Annotated in this window: 24 protein-coding genes; all 24 read right to left on the reverse strand. The window is 67.0% G+C overall.

What is annotated here, in order from left to right; translation table 11 throughout:
- Positions 1 to 17: 17 nt before the first annotated feature.
- The 24 genes from rpsD to rplV all read right to left on the reverse strand — a co-directional run bounded on the left by rpsD (position 18) and on the right by rplV (position 12,625).
- Positions 18 to 644 carry a 30S ribosomal protein S4 gene (gene rpsD, locus KZ829_RS02685; protein ID WP_183222847.1) on the reverse strand — a complete coding sequence of 209 codons (627 nt, stop codon included), beginning with the start codon at positions 642 to 644 and terminating at the stop codon, positions 18 to 20.
- A gap of 12 nt (positions 645 to 656) precedes the next feature.
- Positions 657 to 1,064 carry a 30S ribosomal protein S11 gene (gene rpsK / locus KZ829_RS02690; RefSeq protein WP_014440747.1) on the reverse strand — a complete coding sequence of 136 codons (408 nt, stop codon included), beginning with the start codon at positions 1,062 to 1,064 and terminating at the stop codon, positions 657 to 659.
- Between the two features lie 17 nt (positions 1,065 to 1,081).
- Positions 1,082 to 1,462: a 30S ribosomal protein S13 gene (gene rpsM / locus KZ829_RS02695; protein ID WP_220142249.1), complete on the reverse strand. Its 381-nt coding sequence runs from the start codon at positions 1,460 to 1,462 to the stop codon at positions 1,082 to 1,084.
- Between the two features lie 149 nt (positions 1,463 to 1,611).
- Positions 1,612 to 1,728, reverse strand: a complete 117-nt coding sequence (gene rpmJ / locus KZ829_RS02700) for a 50S ribosomal protein L36 (protein WP_014440745.1) — start codon at positions 1,726 to 1,728, stop codon at positions 1,612 to 1,614.
- Positions 1,729 to 1,779: 51 nt separating this feature from the next.
- A complete protein-coding gene (gene infA, locus KZ829_RS02705; protein ID WP_007073013.1) occupies positions 1,780 to 2,001 on the reverse strand; it encodes a translation initiation factor IF-1 in 222 nt (73 codons plus the stop codon).
- A 236-nt stretch (positions 2,002 to 2,237) separates the two neighbouring features.
- Entirely contained in the window at positions 2,238 to 2,660 is a 423-nt protein-coding gene (locus KZ829_RS02710; protein WP_246634906.1) for a DUF1707 SHOCT-like domain-containing protein, read from the reverse strand.
- A 33-nt stretch (positions 2,661 to 2,693) separates the two neighbouring features.
- Positions 2,694 to 3,527 carry a type I methionyl aminopeptidase gene (gene map, locus KZ829_RS02715; protein WP_220142250.1) on the reverse strand — a complete coding sequence of 278 codons (834 nt, stop codon included), beginning with the start codon at positions 3,525 to 3,527 and terminating at the stop codon, positions 2,694 to 2,696.
- A gap of 83 nt (positions 3,528 to 3,610) precedes the next feature.
- Positions 3,611 to 4,264 (reverse strand): adenylate kinase, encoded by a 654-nt coding sequence (locus KZ829_RS02720; protein WP_188120963.1) that lies wholly within the window; start codon positions 4,262 to 4,264, stop codon positions 3,611 to 3,613.
- 71 nt (positions 4,265 to 4,335) lie between these two features.
- Entirely contained in the window at positions 4,336 to 5,676 is a 1,341-nt protein-coding gene (gene secY / locus KZ829_RS02725) for a preprotein translocase subunit SecY (RefSeq protein ID WP_183222843.1), read from the reverse strand.
- 465 nt (positions 5,677 to 6,141) lie between these two features.
- On the reverse strand, positions 6,142 to 6,591 hold the full coding sequence (gene rplO / locus KZ829_RS02730; RefSeq protein ID WP_183222842.1) for a 50S ribosomal protein L15: 450 nt from the start codon (positions 6,589 to 6,591) through the stop codon (positions 6,142 to 6,144).
- On the reverse strand, positions 6,592 to 6,774 hold the full coding sequence (gene rpmD / locus KZ829_RS02735; protein ID WP_183222841.1) for a 50S ribosomal protein L30: 183 nt from the start codon (positions 6,772 to 6,774) through the stop codon (positions 6,592 to 6,594).
- Positions 6,774 to 7,397 (reverse strand): 30S ribosomal protein S5, encoded by a 624-nt coding sequence (gene rpsE, locus KZ829_RS02740; RefSeq protein WP_106315548.1) that lies wholly within the window; start codon positions 7,395 to 7,397, stop codon positions 6,774 to 6,776. Before rpsE ends, rpmD begins: the two co-directional genes overlap by 1 nt.
- 13 nt (positions 7,398 to 7,410) lie before the next feature.
- Entirely contained in the window at positions 7,411 to 7,806 is a 396-nt protein-coding gene (gene rplR, locus KZ829_RS02745; protein WP_443611879.1) for a 50S ribosomal protein L18, read from the reverse strand.
- Positions 7,803 to 8,342 carry a 50S ribosomal protein L6 gene (gene rplF / locus KZ829_RS02750; protein WP_220142251.1) on the reverse strand — a complete coding sequence of 180 codons (540 nt, stop codon included), beginning with the start codon at positions 8,340 to 8,342 and terminating at the stop codon, positions 7,803 to 7,805. The genes rplR and rplF overlap by 4 nt, the downstream gene beginning before the upstream one ends.
- A 14-nt stretch (positions 8,343 to 8,356) precedes the next feature.
- Positions 8,357 to 8,764 (reverse strand): 30S ribosomal protein S8, encoded by a 408-nt coding sequence (gene rpsH / locus KZ829_RS02755; protein ID WP_014440735.1) that lies wholly within the window; start codon positions 8,762 to 8,764, stop codon positions 8,357 to 8,359.
- A 119-nt stretch (positions 8,765 to 8,883) separates the two neighbouring features.
- The gene (locus KZ829_RS02760; protein ID WP_020513598.1) at positions 8,884 to 9,069 is read right to left on the reverse strand and encodes a type Z 30S ribosomal protein S14; all 186 of its coding nucleotides are present in this window, start codon (positions 9,067 to 9,069) and stop codon (positions 8,884 to 8,886) included.
- Positions 9,070 to 9,071: 2 nt separating this feature from the next.
- Complete coding sequence (gene rplE / locus KZ829_RS02765; RefSeq protein ID WP_183222839.1) at positions 9,072 to 9,641, reverse strand: 50S ribosomal protein L5; 570 nt, start codon at positions 9,639 to 9,641, stop codon at positions 9,072 to 9,074.
- On the reverse strand, positions 9,638 to 9,961 hold the full coding sequence (rplX, locus tag KZ829_RS02770; RefSeq protein ID WP_220142429.1) for a 50S ribosomal protein L24: 324 nt from the start codon (positions 9,959 to 9,961) through the stop codon (positions 9,638 to 9,640). The genes rplE and rplX overlap by 4 nt, the downstream gene beginning before the upstream one ends.
- Positions 9,958 to 10,326 carry a 50S ribosomal protein L14 gene (gene rplN, locus KZ829_RS02775; protein ID WP_007073026.1) on the reverse strand — a complete coding sequence of 123 codons (369 nt, stop codon included), beginning with the start codon at positions 10,324 to 10,326 and terminating at the stop codon, positions 9,958 to 9,960. The genes rplX and rplN overlap by 4 nt, the downstream gene beginning before the upstream one ends.
- Before the next feature lie 94 nt (positions 10,327 to 10,420).
- The gene (gene rpsQ, locus KZ829_RS02780; RefSeq protein ID WP_220142252.1) at positions 10,421 to 10,696 is read right to left on the reverse strand and encodes a 30S ribosomal protein S17; all 276 of its coding nucleotides are present in this window, start codon (positions 10,694 to 10,696) and stop codon (positions 10,421 to 10,423) included.
- Positions 10,693 to 10,926 (reverse strand): 50S ribosomal protein L29, encoded by a 234-nt coding sequence (rpmC, locus tag KZ829_RS02785; protein WP_183222837.1) that lies wholly within the window; start codon positions 10,924 to 10,926, stop codon positions 10,693 to 10,695. Before rpmC ends, rpsQ begins: the two co-directional genes overlap by 4 nt.
- Positions 10,926 to 11,351 carry a 50S ribosomal protein L16 gene (gene rplP, locus KZ829_RS02790; protein ID WP_014440729.1) on the reverse strand — a complete coding sequence of 142 codons (426 nt, stop codon included), beginning with the start codon at positions 11,349 to 11,351 and terminating at the stop codon, positions 10,926 to 10,928. Before rplP ends, rpmC begins: the two co-directional genes overlap by 1 nt.
- Before the next feature lie 3 nt (positions 11,352 to 11,354).
- Entirely contained in the window at positions 11,355 to 12,182 is an 828-nt protein-coding gene (gene rpsC / locus KZ829_RS02795; protein ID WP_183222836.1) for a 30S ribosomal protein S3, read from the reverse strand.
- Positions 12,182 to 12,625: a 50S ribosomal protein L22 gene (gene rplV / locus KZ829_RS02800; protein ID WP_183222835.1), complete on the reverse strand. Its 444-nt coding sequence runs from the start codon at positions 12,623 to 12,625 to the stop codon at positions 12,182 to 12,184. Before rplV ends, rpsC begins: the two co-directional genes overlap by 1 nt.
- Between the last annotated feature and the right edge of the window lie 6 nt (positions 12,626 to 12,631).

The raw sequence follows: 12,631 nt of genomic DNA on the forward strand, positions 1-12,631 counted from the left end.
GACGCCGGGCAACCCTGTTACTTGGAGTAAAGCTCCACGATCAGCTGCTCCTGGACCTGGGTGTCGATGACACCGCGGGCCGGAAGCGTGTGGACCAGGATCTTCATCTCGCTGGGGATCGGCTCGAGCCACGCCGGGACCGGCCGGGAGCCGGCCTGCGCCTGCGCTACGACGAAGGGCGTGAGCTCCTTCGACTTCTCGCGCAGGGTGACGATGTCCTTTTCCTTCACCCGGTACGAGGGGATGTCCACCTTGACGCCGTTGACCAGGAAGTGGCCGTGCTTGACCAGCTGCCGGGCCATGTCGCGGGACGCGGCGTAGCCGGCCCGGTAGACGACGTTGTCGAGGCGGGACTCGAGGATCTGGAGGAGCACCTCACCGGTCTTGCCGGGCTTGGTGACAGCCTCCTCGTAGTAACCGCGGAACTGCTTCTCGAGCACGCCGTACGCGCGGCGCGCCTTCTGCTTCTCACGGTGCTGGAGCAGGTACTCGGTCTCCTTGGTCCGACCGCGGCCGTGCTGGCCGGGCGGGAAGGGACGCGACTCGAACGGGCACTTCGGCCCGTCGCACTTGCTGCCCTTGAGGAACAGCTTCATCTTCTCGCGGCGGCACCGCTTGCAGTCCGCTCCGGTGTAGCGAGCCATCTCAGCTCCTCCTTAAACCCGGCGGCGCTTCGGCGGGCGGCATCCGTTGTGCGGCTGCGGCGTGACGTCGGAGATCTGCCCGACCTCGAGGCCGGCGGCCTGCAGCGAACGGATGGCGGTCTCCCGGCCGGAGCCGGGGCCCTTGACGAAGACGTCGACCTTGCGCATGCCGTGCTCCATGGCACGACGGGCGGCCGCCTCGGCAGCGAGCTGCGCGGCGAACGGGGTCGACTTGCGGGAGCCCTTGAAGCCCACCTGCCCGGACGAGGCCCAGGAGATGACCGCACCGGTCGGGTCGGTGATCGACACGATGGTGTTGTTGAAGGTGCTCTTGATGTGCGCCTGCCCGTGGGCGACGTTCTTGCGTTCCTTGCGCCGGACCTTCTTTACAGCGGCCCCAGCGCGTGCCTTCGGTGGCATAAGTCAGTGCGCTCCTATTACTTCCGACCGGGCTTCTTCTTACCGGCGACCGTGCGCTTCGGACCCTTGCGGGTACGAGCGTTGGTACGGGTCCGCTGGCCCCGGACGGGCAGACCCTTGCGGTGGCGGATACCGGCGTAGCAGCCGATCTCAACCTTGCGGCGGATGTCCGCGGCGACCTCGCGGCGCAGGTCGCCCTCAACCTTGAAGTTGGCCTCGATGTAGTCGCGGAGCTGAACCAGCTCCTCGTCCGTGAGGTCCTTGGCGCGCTTGTTCAGGTCAATCGCGGTCGCGGTCAGTGCCTCGGCCGCGCGCGTACGGCCGATGCCGTAGATGTAGGTGAGCGCGATCTCCATCCGCTTTTCGCGGGGAAGATCGACGCCGACGAGACGAGCCATTGCTGGGCGTACTCCTCGTTGTGATCGCGGAGGTCTGTGCCCGTCCCTTCCCACCTGCCCTGGCGGGCCCCGGCCTCCGACCGGGGGTACAGCCGTGGACAGCCACGACTGGGACGAGCTTTTTCAGTGGTGCGGATCCTGCGCGGGACTCAGCCCTGGCGCTGCTTGTGGCGCGGGTCGGTGGAGCAGATGACCATGACCCGGCCGTGCCGCCGGATGACCCGGCAGTTGTTGCAGATCCGCTTGACGCTCGGCTTGACCTTCACGGTTTGCCTTAACTCTCAGTCAGACGGGTGGGAAAACCCCGCGACCCTCGGTTACTTGTAGCGGTAGACGATGCGCCCACGGGTCAGGTCGTACGGCGACAGCTCGACGACGACCCTGTCCTCGGGAAGGATGCGGATGTAGTGCTGGCGCATCTTCCCGGAGATGTGTGCCAGGACCTTGTGACCATTGGCGAGCTCGACGCGGAACATGGCGTTCGGCAACGGCTCGATCACTCGGCCTTCGATCTCGATGGCTCCGTCTTTCTTTGGCATGTCCTCCGCTACCTGACATCGGGTTCTTGGGGCAGGCTTGCGCAACGTCGTTTCCGGGCCGAAATGACCCGGACCAGCCACGGCTCCCCCGGTTCCTCGAAGCGCTTGAGGACATGAGGGAGTGGACGCTACGCGCCAGCGAGCCAGTCTACGCGCCCGGAACAGCGACGCCAAACCGAGGGTTGCGTAACCCGCTGTCGGGCGTGTTTGTGACGGACAACTCGACCATATCGGCCTTAGTGGCGTCGTTTCCCGAACTGGGCGAAGAAGGCGAAGACGACCGGGATCAACACCCAGCCGGGCCAGAAATACTGGAGCTCCCCCGACCCCAGACTGCTCATCGCCCAGACCAGCGTGCAGACCACGAAGATCGCCAGCATGCCCGGGAAGCCGGAGCGCCCCTGATGCTTCGAAGCCGGCTTCTCGACCGGCTCGGAAACCCCTTCACGGGGTACGACCCGCGACTTCTCCACCGGGATGGTGCCGGGCAGGTCGTCGAGCAGCCCGTCCAGGTCCCCGTAGGTCCGCGCCGCGTAGGCCCGCTGGACGCGGTCGTCGTACTCGCTCAGATCCAGCCGGCCCTCGTCGAGCGCCGCCTTCAGCTGGTCGGCGACCCTCTGCCGGTCGCTGTCGCCGGCCCGCATCCCCTCATGCCCCATGCGTCACAGCATGCCAGGGCGGGCCACCGCGATCTATGCCTGCCGGGCGGTCACCAGTTCACCCAGACGAGCCCGGCCGCCGTCCGGCGCCGTGGTCACCCAGACCCCGTCCTCCATCAGCGCCATGGTGTGCTCGACGTGCGCGGCCCGCGACCTGTCCCGGGTCACCACCGTCCAGCCGTCCTCCAGCTCCACGGTCCGCGGCGAGCCCATCGTGATCATCGGCTCGATCGCCAGGGCCAGGCCCACCTCGAGGCGGATGCCCCGGCCCGGCTTGCCGTGGTTCAGCACGTGCGGGTCCTGGTGCATCTCGGTGCCGATGCCGTGGCCGCCGTAGCCGTCGACGATCCCGTACCGGCCGGCCTTGCGGATCGACCGCTCGATGTTGAACGAGATGTCGGTCAGCTTGCCCCGGCCGTTGGCGATCCCACGGGCCGCCGCCGCGATCCCGGCCCACATCGCGTCCTCGGCCACCTCGGCCATCCGCAGCAGCGCCGGGTCGGTCTCGCCCACCCCGACCGTGATCGCCGAGTCGCCGTGCCAGCCCTCCAGGACCGCGCCGCAGTCCAGCGAGATCAGATCGCCCTCCCGGAGCACCTGCCCGGCACTCGGGATCCCGTGCACCACCTGCTCGTTCACCGAGGCGCAGATCGACGCGGGGAAGCCGTGGTAGCCCTTGAAGGACGGGACGGCGCCGGCGTCCCGGATCACCTTCTCGGCGATGGCGTCCAGGTCGGCGGTGGAGACACCCGGGGCGACCGCTGCGCGCATCGCGTCCAGAGCCGCGGCGACGACCAGACCGGCCGCCCGCATCTTCTCGATCTGCTCGGGAGTCTTCAGCTGAATGTTCAGCTCTTGGCGGCGCATGGCGGTGAGCCTAACCCTCTTCGTCCTAGAAATGCCGCCGCCCCGGGATACCCCGGGGCGGCTCGGTGAATCGGTCGGCGGAATCAGCCGCCGTACGACCGGAGGGCGTCGATCGCGCGCACGGTGACGTCCTCCACCGGGCCGGTGGCGTCGATGCCCACCAGCTTGCCCTGGGCGCCGAAGAAGTCGACCAGGGGCGCGGTCTTGTCGGCGTACTCCACGAGGCGGTTGGCGATCGTCTCGGCCTTGTCGTCGTCGCGCTGGAACAGCTCGCTGCCGCAGCGGTCGCAGATGTCCGGCTTGCTGGTGGGGTCGAACTCGACGTGCCAGATCTTGCCGCAACCCCGGCAGGTACGCCGGCCGGACAGCCGCCGGATGACCTCGTCGTCGTCGACCACGAGCTCCATCACGATGTCCAGTGCGGTGCCCAGGTCCGCCAGCAGCTTGTCCAGGGCCGAGGCCTGCGGCACGGTTCGCGGGAAGCCGTCCAGCAGGAAACCGTCGCTCGCGTCCGGCTCGGCGAGCCGGTCGCGCACCATGTTGATGGTGACCTCGTCCGGGACCAGCTGCCCGGCGTCCATGTAGCGCTTGGCCTCGACGCCCAGCGGCGTCCCCTGCGACACGTTGGCCCGGAAGATGTCCCCGGTCGAGATCTTCGGTACGGCGAGATGGGCGGCGATGAACTCAGCCTGGGTCCCCTTGCCGGCCCCCGGAGGGCCCACCAGTACCAGCCGCACCTACATCGCCTCGCTTCGGTCCTGAGAAACCACGCCCACCGACGCCAGAGCCCCCCGGCCCCGCGTACCCACTACCGGAGGAACCCTTCGTAGTTCCGCTGCATGAGCTGGCTCTCGATCTGCTTCACCGTCTCCAGACCCACACCCACCATGATCAGAACCGCGGTACCACCGAACGGGAAGTTCTGGTACTGCTGCTGGTTCAGCCAGATGAAGAAGAAGTTCGGCAGGACCGAGATCAGACCAAGGTACAGCGCACCCGGCAGGGTGATCCGGCTGAGGATGAAGTCCAGGTAGTCGGCGGTCGGCTTGCCCGGGCGGATACCCGGAACAAAACCACCGTACTTCTTCATGTTCTCCGCGACCTCGGTCGGGTTGAACGTGATCGACACGTAGAAGTACGTGAAGAAGATGATCAGCAGGAAGTAGACCGCGATGTACAGCCAGTGGGTCGGGTTGGCCAGGTAGTTCTGGATCCAGACCTGATAGCCCTTGAGCTTGTTCTGGTCGAAGAACTGCAGGTAGAGCTGCGGCAGGTAGAGCAGCGAGGACGCGAAGATGACCGGGACGACACCCGCCTGGTTCACCTTGAGCGGGATGTAGGTGGAGGTGCCGCCGTACATCCGGCGGCCGATCATGCGCTTCGCGTACTGGACCGGGATCCGGCGCTGCGCCTGCTCGATGAAGACGACCAGGGCGATGATGACCAGGACCAGGCCGATCACCAGGAAGAACTTGCCGGTGCCGCTGGACTCCTTGATGCTCCAGCCCTCACCGGGGAGGCGGGCCGCGATCGAGGTGAAGATCAGGACGGACATGCCGTTGCCGACGCCGCGGTCGGTGATCAGCTCGCCGAGCCACATGACCACGCCGGTGCCGGCGGTCATCGTCATCACGAGCAGGCTCAGGGTGAGCCACATCGGGATGCCGGTGTTCTCGGGGATGATCTGGTAGGCCGGGTCGTCCTGGTCGCACATGTTGTTGAACAGCTGACCGGTACGGGCGAGCGCCACGAACGCCGACGCCTGGAGCACGGCAAGGCCGAGCGTCAGGTAGCGGGTGTACTGCGTGATCTTCGCCTGGCCGGACTGACCCTCCTTGCGGAGCTGCTCCAACCGCGGGATGACCACGGTGAGCAGCTGCAGGATGATCGACGCCGTGATGTACGGCATGATGCCCAGCGCGAACACGGACAACTGCAGAAGCGCGCCACCGCTGAACAGGTTCAGCAGGTTGAGAACGCCGTTCGTGTCGGACTCGGTGAGCTTGATGCAGGCCTGAACGTTGGAGTACGACACGCCCGGACTGGGCAATGTGGCACCGAAACGGTAGATCCCCACAATCGCTACCGTGAAGAGTAGCTTCTTCCGCAGGTCAGGCGTCCGAAGCGCGCTCGAGAAGGCGGACAACAACTGATCCTCCTGCGTGGTCGCCACACTCTGGGTTGCGGTATCCCGGAACTTCGGGCACACATCATTGAGCAGCCGTATAGGCCGCCAGCGGAGCACTGTATCAGCAAGGCCGAGAGCGCAACCACCGGCATCGCACCGGCCGATGTCCCAGTACAACACAAGTGTCCGGCTTCATGGCTGAACCGGGTGCTTGCGCGCCCGATCGAAATGCCCGCCCCACCCTACGGCACGGGCCGGACGGCATCCCCAAGCCATCGAAGACAGCCACTATACGCGACAGAGATTCCGGCCAAACGGCCTGAGACGGCCGTCACGGCGCTCTGACCGCGCACCCGATGGGCAAGGCGTCCACAGCACGATCCGGGCCTCACGCGCCGCACAGGGCCGTTTACGCCACTCCCGGAACAACGGAAGAGGCCGCGGCGCCGGGTTTCCCCGGCACCGCGGCCTCTTACCGTTCACGTCCTACAGCTCGGTGGCGGAACCACCGGCCGCGGCGATCTTCTCCTTGGCCGACTCGCTGAACGCGTGCGCCGAGATGGTCAGCGACACGCCGCCCAGCTCGCCCGAGCCCAGAACCTTGACCGGCTGGCCCTTGCGGACCGCGCCGGCCTCGACGAGTTCGGCCGGGCCGATCTCGCCGCCGTTCGGGAACAGCTCGGCCAGCCGGTCCAGGTTGACCACCTGGAAGACGACCTTGTTGCGGGGCCGGTTGCCCAGACCCTTGATCTTCGGGAGCCGCATGTGGATGGGCATCTGCCCACCCTCGAACGACGCCGGGGTGTTCTTCCGAGCCCCGGTGCCCTTGGTACCGCGGCCCGCGGTCTTACCCTTCGAACCCTCACCACGACCCACGCGGGTCTTGGTGGTCTTCGCACCGGGCGCCGGGCGAAGGTGGTGGACCTTGATCCCCATTTACTCGACCTCCTCGACAGTGACGAGGTGGTTCACGGCGAAGATCATGCCCCGAATCTCGGGACGGTCCTCCTTGACCACCACATCGTTGATCCGCTTCAGGCCGAGCGACCGCAGGGACTCCCGCTGGTTCTGCTTACGGCCGATACCGGACCGGATCTGGGTGACCTTCAAGCGCGCCATCAGTGCACCGCCGCTTCCGCACGCGCTGCCAGCATGGCGGCAGGCGCCACATCCTCGACCGGCAGGCCGCGACGCTTCGCGACCATCTCCGGCGACTCGAGGCCCTTCAGAGCGGCCACGGTCGCGTGCACGATGTTGATCGGGTTCGACGAGCCGAGGCTCTTCGACAGGATGTCGTGGATACCCGCGCACTCGAGCACGGCACGCACCGGGCCACCGGCGATGACACCGGTACCGGCAGAGGCCGGCTTGAGCAGCACGACGCCGGCCGCCGCCTCACCCGTGATGGGGTGAGGGATGGTCGCGCCGATCCGCGGAACCTTGAAGAAGTGCTTCTTGGCCTCCTCGACGCCCTTGGCGATCGCCGCGGGCACCTCCTTGGCCTTTCCGTAGCCGATACCGACGGTGCCGTCACCGTCGCCGACGATCACCAGGGCGGTGAAGCTGAAGCGACGACCACCCTTGACGACCTTCGCGACACGGTTGATCGCGACGACCCGCTCCAGGTGCGGGGTCTTCTCGACGGGCGCGTTGCCGCGACCGCCCTCACGGCGGTTGTCCCTGCGGTTGCCACCCTCGGTGTTACCGCCGGACCCGCCGCCTCGGCGCTGCTGACCAGGCATTGGTCAATCCCTCCTAGAACTCGAGTCCGGCTTCGCGAGCGGCGTCCGCGAGCTTGGCGATGCGGCCCGCGTACTTGTTGCCACCCCGGTCGAAGACGACCTTGGAAATCCCCGCGGCCTTGGCCCGCTCCGCGAGCAGCGCACCGACCTTGCCGGACAGCGCGGTCTTGTCGCCCTCGGTGCCCCGGATCGAAGCGTCGAGGGTGGAGGCCGACGCCAGGGTGTGACCCTTGAGGTCGTCGATGATCTGCGCGGTGATGTGCCGCGCGGAGCGGGTGACGACCAGGCGGGGACGCTCGGCGGTGCCGCGAACGTTCTTGCGGACCCGGAAGTGCCGACGCGCCTTGCCGACGGCACGCTTGGCGGCGACGCCGCCGCCGTTGCGGCGCTTGAGCAGCGTGGCGGTCACTTCTTACCTGCCTTTCCAGCCTTGCGGCGGATGACCTCGCCCTGGTACTTGACGCCCTTGCCCTTGTAGGGCTCCGGCGGACGGATCTTGCGAATGTTCGCGGAGACCTCGCCCACCAGCTGCTTGTCGATACCGGTGACGGTGAACTGGGTCGGCTTCTCGACGGAGAAGGTGATGCCCGCCGGCGCCGGAACCAGGACCGGGTGCGAGAAGCCCAGGGCGAACTCGAGGTCCTTGCCCTTGGCGGTCACGCGGTAACCGGTGCCGTTGATCTCGAGCGTCTTCTTGTAGCCCTCGGTGACGCCGATGATCATGTTGGCGACCAGGGTACGAGAAAGGCCGTGCAGTTCCTTGGCCTTGCGCTCGTCGTTGGGGCGGTTGACGACCAGCTCGCCGCCGTCCTGCGAGACCGTGATCGGCTCGGCGACGGTGTGCGAGAGCTCGCCCTTGGGGCCCTTGACCTTGACGGTCTGCCCCGTGATGTTGACGTCGACGCCGGCCGGGACCGGGATCGACTTACGTCCGATTCGCGACATGTCTAAGTCTCCAGTTACCAGACGAAGGCGAGGACTTCCCCGCCCACGCTCCGCTTGCGGGCCTGCTTGTCGGTCAGCAGTCCCTGGGACGTCGAAATGATCGCGACACCGAGGCCACCGAGCACGCGCGGCAGCTCGTCGGACTTGGCGTAAACCCGCAGGCCCGGCTTCGAGACGCGCTTGATGCCGGCGAGGCTGCGCTCGCGGTTCTGGCCGTACTTGAGCTCAACGACCAGACGCTTGCCGACCGCGCCCTCCTCGGGCTCCTCAGACGTCCACGAGGCGATGTAACCCTCAGCCTTGAGGACCTCGGCGATGTTCGCCTTGATCTTCGAGTAGGGCATCGTCACCTTGTCGTGGTACGCCTGGTTGGCGTTACGCAGACGCGTGAGCATGTCTGCGATCGGGTCCGTCATCGTCATGGGTATTCGTCAACCTTTCTCGCCGGGGTTCCCGAGCCGGGCTCAGGCCTACGGCGAAGCGGCATTACATTCGGGTCCGCCTGACGGCCCGCCGCGAACGGCGGGCCGGAGGACGGAAGTTACCAGGAGGCCTTGGACACGCCGGGGAGCTCACCACGGTGGGCCATGTCCCGCACGCAGACCCGGCACAGGCCGAACTTGCGGTAGACCGAGTGCGGGCGACCGCACTTCTGGCAGCGGGTGTAGGCACGCACAGCGAACTTGGGCTTCGCGGCAGCCTTCAGGATCAGCGCCTTCTTCGCCATGCTCAGTTCTCCTTGAACGGGAAGCCCAGGAGCTTGAGCAGCGCCCGGCCCTCGTCGTCGGTCGTGGCGGTGGTGACCACCGTGATGTCCATGCCCCGCGGCCGATCGATCCGGTCCTGGTCGATCTCGTGGAACACCGACTGCTCGGTCAGACCGAAGGTGTAGTTACCGTGCCCGTCCAGCTTCCGGCCGTCGAGACCGCGGAAGTCGCGGATACGCGGCAGCGCGATCGACAGCAGCCGGTCCAGGAACTCCCACATCCGGTCGCCGCGGAGGGTGACCTTCGCGCCGATCGGCATGCCCTCACGCAGCTTGAACTGCGCGATGGACTTGGTCGCCCGCCGCACCAGCGGCTTCTGGCCGGTGATGGTGGTCAGGTCACGGACCGCGCCGTCGATCAGCTTGGAGTCCCGGGCAGCCTCGCCGACACCCATGTTCACGACGACCTTGACCAGGCCGGGGATCTGCATGGGGTTGCCGTACTTGAACTGCTCGTTGATGGCCGGCGCAACCTCGGAGCGGTACTTCTGCTTGAGGCGCGGCAGCGTCTTGGTCTCGGTGGCGGCAGTCATGAGAGTTCCTTACCGGTCGTACGCGCGATCCGGACCTTGTTGCCGTTCTCGTCAATCTTGTAGCCGATCCGGGTCGGCTTGCCGTCGCCGTCCAGCACCTGCACGTTCGAGATGTGGATCGGGGATTCCTGAGTGACGATGCCGCCGGTCTTCGAACCGCGCTGGTTCGTGCGGATGCGCTCGTGCTTCTTGACGCGGTTGACGCCCTCGACCAGGACCTTGTCCCGCGTCGGGTAGGCCGCGATGACCTTGCCCTTAGCGCCCTTGTCCTTGCCGGCGATGACGACGACCGTGTCGCCCTTCTTGATCTTCACGGTCAGAGCACCTCCGGCGCCAGGCTGATGATCTTCATGAACCGCTTGTCGCGCAGCTCGCGCCCGACCGGGCCGAAGATGCGGGTACCGCGGGGGTCCCCGCCGTCCTTGATGATGACGGCGGCGTTCTCGTCGAAACGGATGTACGAGCCGTCCGGACGGCGCTTCTCCTTGGCGGTGCGGACGACGACCGCCTTGACGACGTCACCCTTCTTCACACCGGCACCGGGGATGGCGTCCTTGACCGTGGCCACGATGACGTCGCCGATGCTCGCGTAACGGCGACCGGAGCCACCGAGCACCCGGATGCACAGGATCTCCCGGGCACCCGTGTTGTCGGCGACGCGCAGTCGCGACTCCTGCTGGATCACGTCTGTCTCCTATGTCTGCCAGTTCTCCGGGCCGCAGGCCCGAAGCTTGGCGGAACGATGGTCCGCTGGGCCGGCCGGAGCCGGCCCAGCGCACTCACTTGGCCTTTTCGAGGATCTCCACGATGCGCCACCGCTTGGTGGCGGAGAGCGGACGAGTCTCCATGATCGAAACCCGGTCGCCGACGCCGGCCGAGTTCTGCTCGTCGTGCACCTTCAGCTTGCGCGTACGGCGGATGACCTTGCCGTACAGCGCGTGCTTGACGCGGTCCTCGACCTCGACGACGACGGTCTTGTCCATCTTGTCGCCGACCACGAGACCCTCACGCACCTTGCGCTGAGCGCGCGGAGCGGTGCTGGTGTTCTCACTCATGCCGTCACCTCATCCGGCGCGACCGAGAGCCCCAGCTCGCGCTCACGCATGATCGTGTAGATCTTCGCGATGTCCTTGCGGACGACCTGCAGTCGACGGTGATTGTCGAGCTGCCCGGTCGCGCGCTGCACACGAAGGTTGAACAGCTCCGCCTTGGCCTCCCGCAGCTTCGCGACCAGTTCCTCTTCAGGAAGCTCGCGGAGCTCGGCTGCCTTAACGCCCGCTGCCATCAGCTTTCACCCACTTCGCGTGTCACGATGCGGCACTTCATCGGGAGCTTGTGGATCGCGCGGCGCATCGCCTCACGCGCGACCGTCTCGTTCGGGAAGGACATCTCGAAGAGGATGCGACCCGGCTTGACGTTCGCGACCCACCACTCCGGAGAACCCTTACCGGAACCCATGCGGGTCTCAGCCGGCTTCTTGGTCAGAGCCTGGTCCGGGAAGATCGAGATCCAGACCTTGCCACCACGCTTGATGTGGCGGGTCATCGCGATACGCGCCGACTCGATCTGCCGGTTCGTCACGTACGCGGGCTCCAGCGCCTGGATACCGAACTCGCCGAAGACGACCCGGTTGCCGCCCTTGGACGCGCCACTGCGGTCCGGGTGGTGCGGCTTGCGGAAGCCCTTCGGGGGCTTACGCGGCATCAGCATGGCTCAGCCCTCCTGCTGCGTTTCAGCCGCAGCCGGAGCAGCGGCGGTGTTGTCGGCGGACGCCTGGGCCTGCGCGGCCCGGCCGGCCTCGGTGCCGCCCGCGGTCGTGCCGGACGAACCGGAACGGCCACGACGCGGACGCTCGGCGCGGTCGGCACGGTCCCGGCGCGGGCGAGCCGGCGCCTCGGCGACGACCTCCCGACCCGGAACGGCGTCGCCCTTGTAGATCCAGACCTTCACGCCGATGCGGCCGAACGTGGTACGGGCCTCGAAGAAGCCGTACTCGATGTTGGCCCGCAGCGTGTGCAGCGGAACGCGACCCTCACGGTAGAACTCCGTGCGGCTCATCTCCGCGCCGCCGAGACGGCCGGAGACCTGCACCCGGATGCCCTTGCAGATCGGGTTCTTCATCGCCGACTGCATCGCCTTGCGCATCGCCCGACGGAAGCTGACCCGGGAGGACAGCTGCTCGGCGACACCCTGCGCGACCAGCTGGGCATCCGACTCGGGGCTCTTGACCTCGAGGATGTTCAGCTGGACCTGCTTGCCGGTGAGCTTCTCGAGCTTCCCGCGGATCTTGTCGGCCTCCGCACCCTTACGGCCGATGACGATGCCCGGCCGGGCGGTGTGAATGTCGACGCGGACCCGGTCCCGAGTGCGCTCGATGTCCACCTTGGAGATGCCGGCACGCTCGAGGCCCTGGGACATCATGCGGCGGATCTTGACGTCCTCGCCGATGTAGTCCTTGTAGAGCTTGTCCGCGAACCAGCGGCTTCGCCAGTCGGTGGAAATGCCGAGACGGAACCCGGTGGGGTGAACCTTCTGACCCATTACTCGGCACCCTCCGTGCTCTGGGACTCGGCCTTCGGCGCAGCCTTCTTGGCTGCGGCCTTCTTCGCCGGGCGGGCCGTCTGGACCGCCTCGACCGCGATGGTGATGTGACACGTGCGCTTGCGGATCCGGTACGCCCGGCCCTGCGCCCGCGGACGGAACCGCTTGAGCGTGGGGCCCTCGTCGACGAACGCCTCGCTGACGAGGAGGGCGTCGGGGTCGAGCCGCTCGTTGTTCTCCGCGTTCGCGACGGCGCTGGCAAGCACCTTGTAGACCTGCTCGCTAGCGGCCTGCGGCGCGAACTGCAGGACGACCAGCGCCTCCTTCGCGGGCAGACCACGAACGAGGTTGATCACCCGGCGCGCCTTGTTCGGCGAGATGCGCACGTGCCGCGCAACCGCCCGCGCGCCCGGAAGCACCGGAGCGTCGCCCTTGACTGGCATCGCTGT

The sequence above is a fragment of the Actinoplanes hulinensis genome (genome assembly GCF_019429605.1).
GTDB classification, from domain to species: domain Bacteria; phylum Actinomycetota; class Actinomycetes; order Mycobacteriales; family Micromonosporaceae; genus Actinoplanes; species Actinoplanes campanulatus.

What these genes read in the sequence shown, in the direction of transcription:
- rpsD (WP_183222847.1), bottom strand. Translation starts at nt 644, where the DNA reads ATGGCTCGCTACACCGGAGCGGACTGCAAGCGGTGCCGCCGCGAGAAG.
- rpsK (WP_014440747.1), bottom strand. Translation starts at nt 1,064, where the DNA reads ATGCCACCGAAGGCACGCGCTGGGGCCGCTGTAAAGAAGGTCCGGCGC.
- rpsM (WP_220142249.1), bottom strand. Translation starts at nt 1,462, where the DNA reads ATGGCTCGTCTCGTCGGCGTCGATCTTCCCCGCGAAAAGCGGATGGAG.
- infA (WP_007073013.1), bottom strand. Translation starts at nt 2,001, where the DNA reads ATGCCAAAGAAAGACGGAGCCATCGAGATCGAAGGCCGAGTGATCGAG.
- KZ829_RS02710 (WP_246634906.1), bottom strand. Translation starts at nt 2,660, where the DNA reads ATGGGGCATGAGGGGATGCGGGCCGGCGACAGCGACCGGCAGAGGGTC.
- map (WP_220142250.1), bottom strand. Translation starts at nt 3,527, where the DNA reads ATGCGCCGCCAAGAGCTGAACATTCAGCTGAAGACTCCCGAGCAGATC.
- rplO (WP_183222842.1), bottom strand. Translation starts at nt 6,591, where the DNA reads ATGGGGATCAAGGTCCACCACCTTCGCCCGGCGCCCGGTGCGAAGACC.
- rpmD (WP_183222841.1), bottom strand. Translation starts at nt 6,774, where the DNA reads ATGGCGCGCTTGAAGGTCACCCAGATCCGGTCCGGTATCGGCCGTAAG.
- rpsE (WP_106315548.1), bottom strand. Translation starts at nt 7,397, where the DNA reads ATGCCTGGTCAGCAGCGCCGAGGCGGCGGGTCCGGCGGTAACACCGAG.
- rplF (WP_220142251.1), bottom strand. Translation starts at nt 8,342, where the DNA reads ATGTCGCGAATCGGACGTAAGTCGATCCCGGTCCCGGCCGGCGTCGAC.
- rpsH (WP_014440735.1), bottom strand. Translation starts at nt 8,764, where the DNA reads ATGACGATGACGGACCCGATCGCAGACATGCTCACGCGTCTGCGTAAC.
- KZ829_RS02760 (WP_020513598.1), bottom strand. Translation starts at nt 9,069, where the DNA reads ATGGCGAAGAAGGCGCTGATCCTGAAGGCTGCCGCGAAGCCCAAGTTC.
- rplE (WP_183222839.1), bottom strand. Translation starts at nt 9,641, where the DNA reads ATGACTGCCGCCACCGAGACCAAGACGCTGCCGCGCCTCAAGCAGAAG.
- rpsQ (WP_220142252.1), bottom strand. Translation starts at nt 10,696, where the DNA reads ATGAGTGAGAACACCAGCACCGCTCCGCGCGCTCAGCGCAAGGTGCGT.
- rpmC (WP_183222837.1), bottom strand. Translation starts at nt 10,926, where the DNA reads ATGGCAGCGGGCGTTAAGGCAGCCGAGCTCCGCGAGCTTCCTGAAGAG.
- rplP (WP_014440729.1), bottom strand. Translation starts at nt 11,351, where the DNA reads ATGCTGATGCCGCGTAAGCCCCCGAAGGGCTTCCGCAAGCCGCACCAC.
- rpsC (WP_183222836.1), bottom strand. Translation starts at nt 12,182, where the DNA reads ATGGGTCAGAAGGTTCACCCCACCGGGTTCCGTCTCGGCATTTCCACC.
- rplV (WP_183222835.1), bottom strand. Translation starts at nt 12,625, where the DNA reads ATGCCAGTCAAGGGCGACGCTCCGGTGCTTCCGGGCGCGCGGGCGGTT.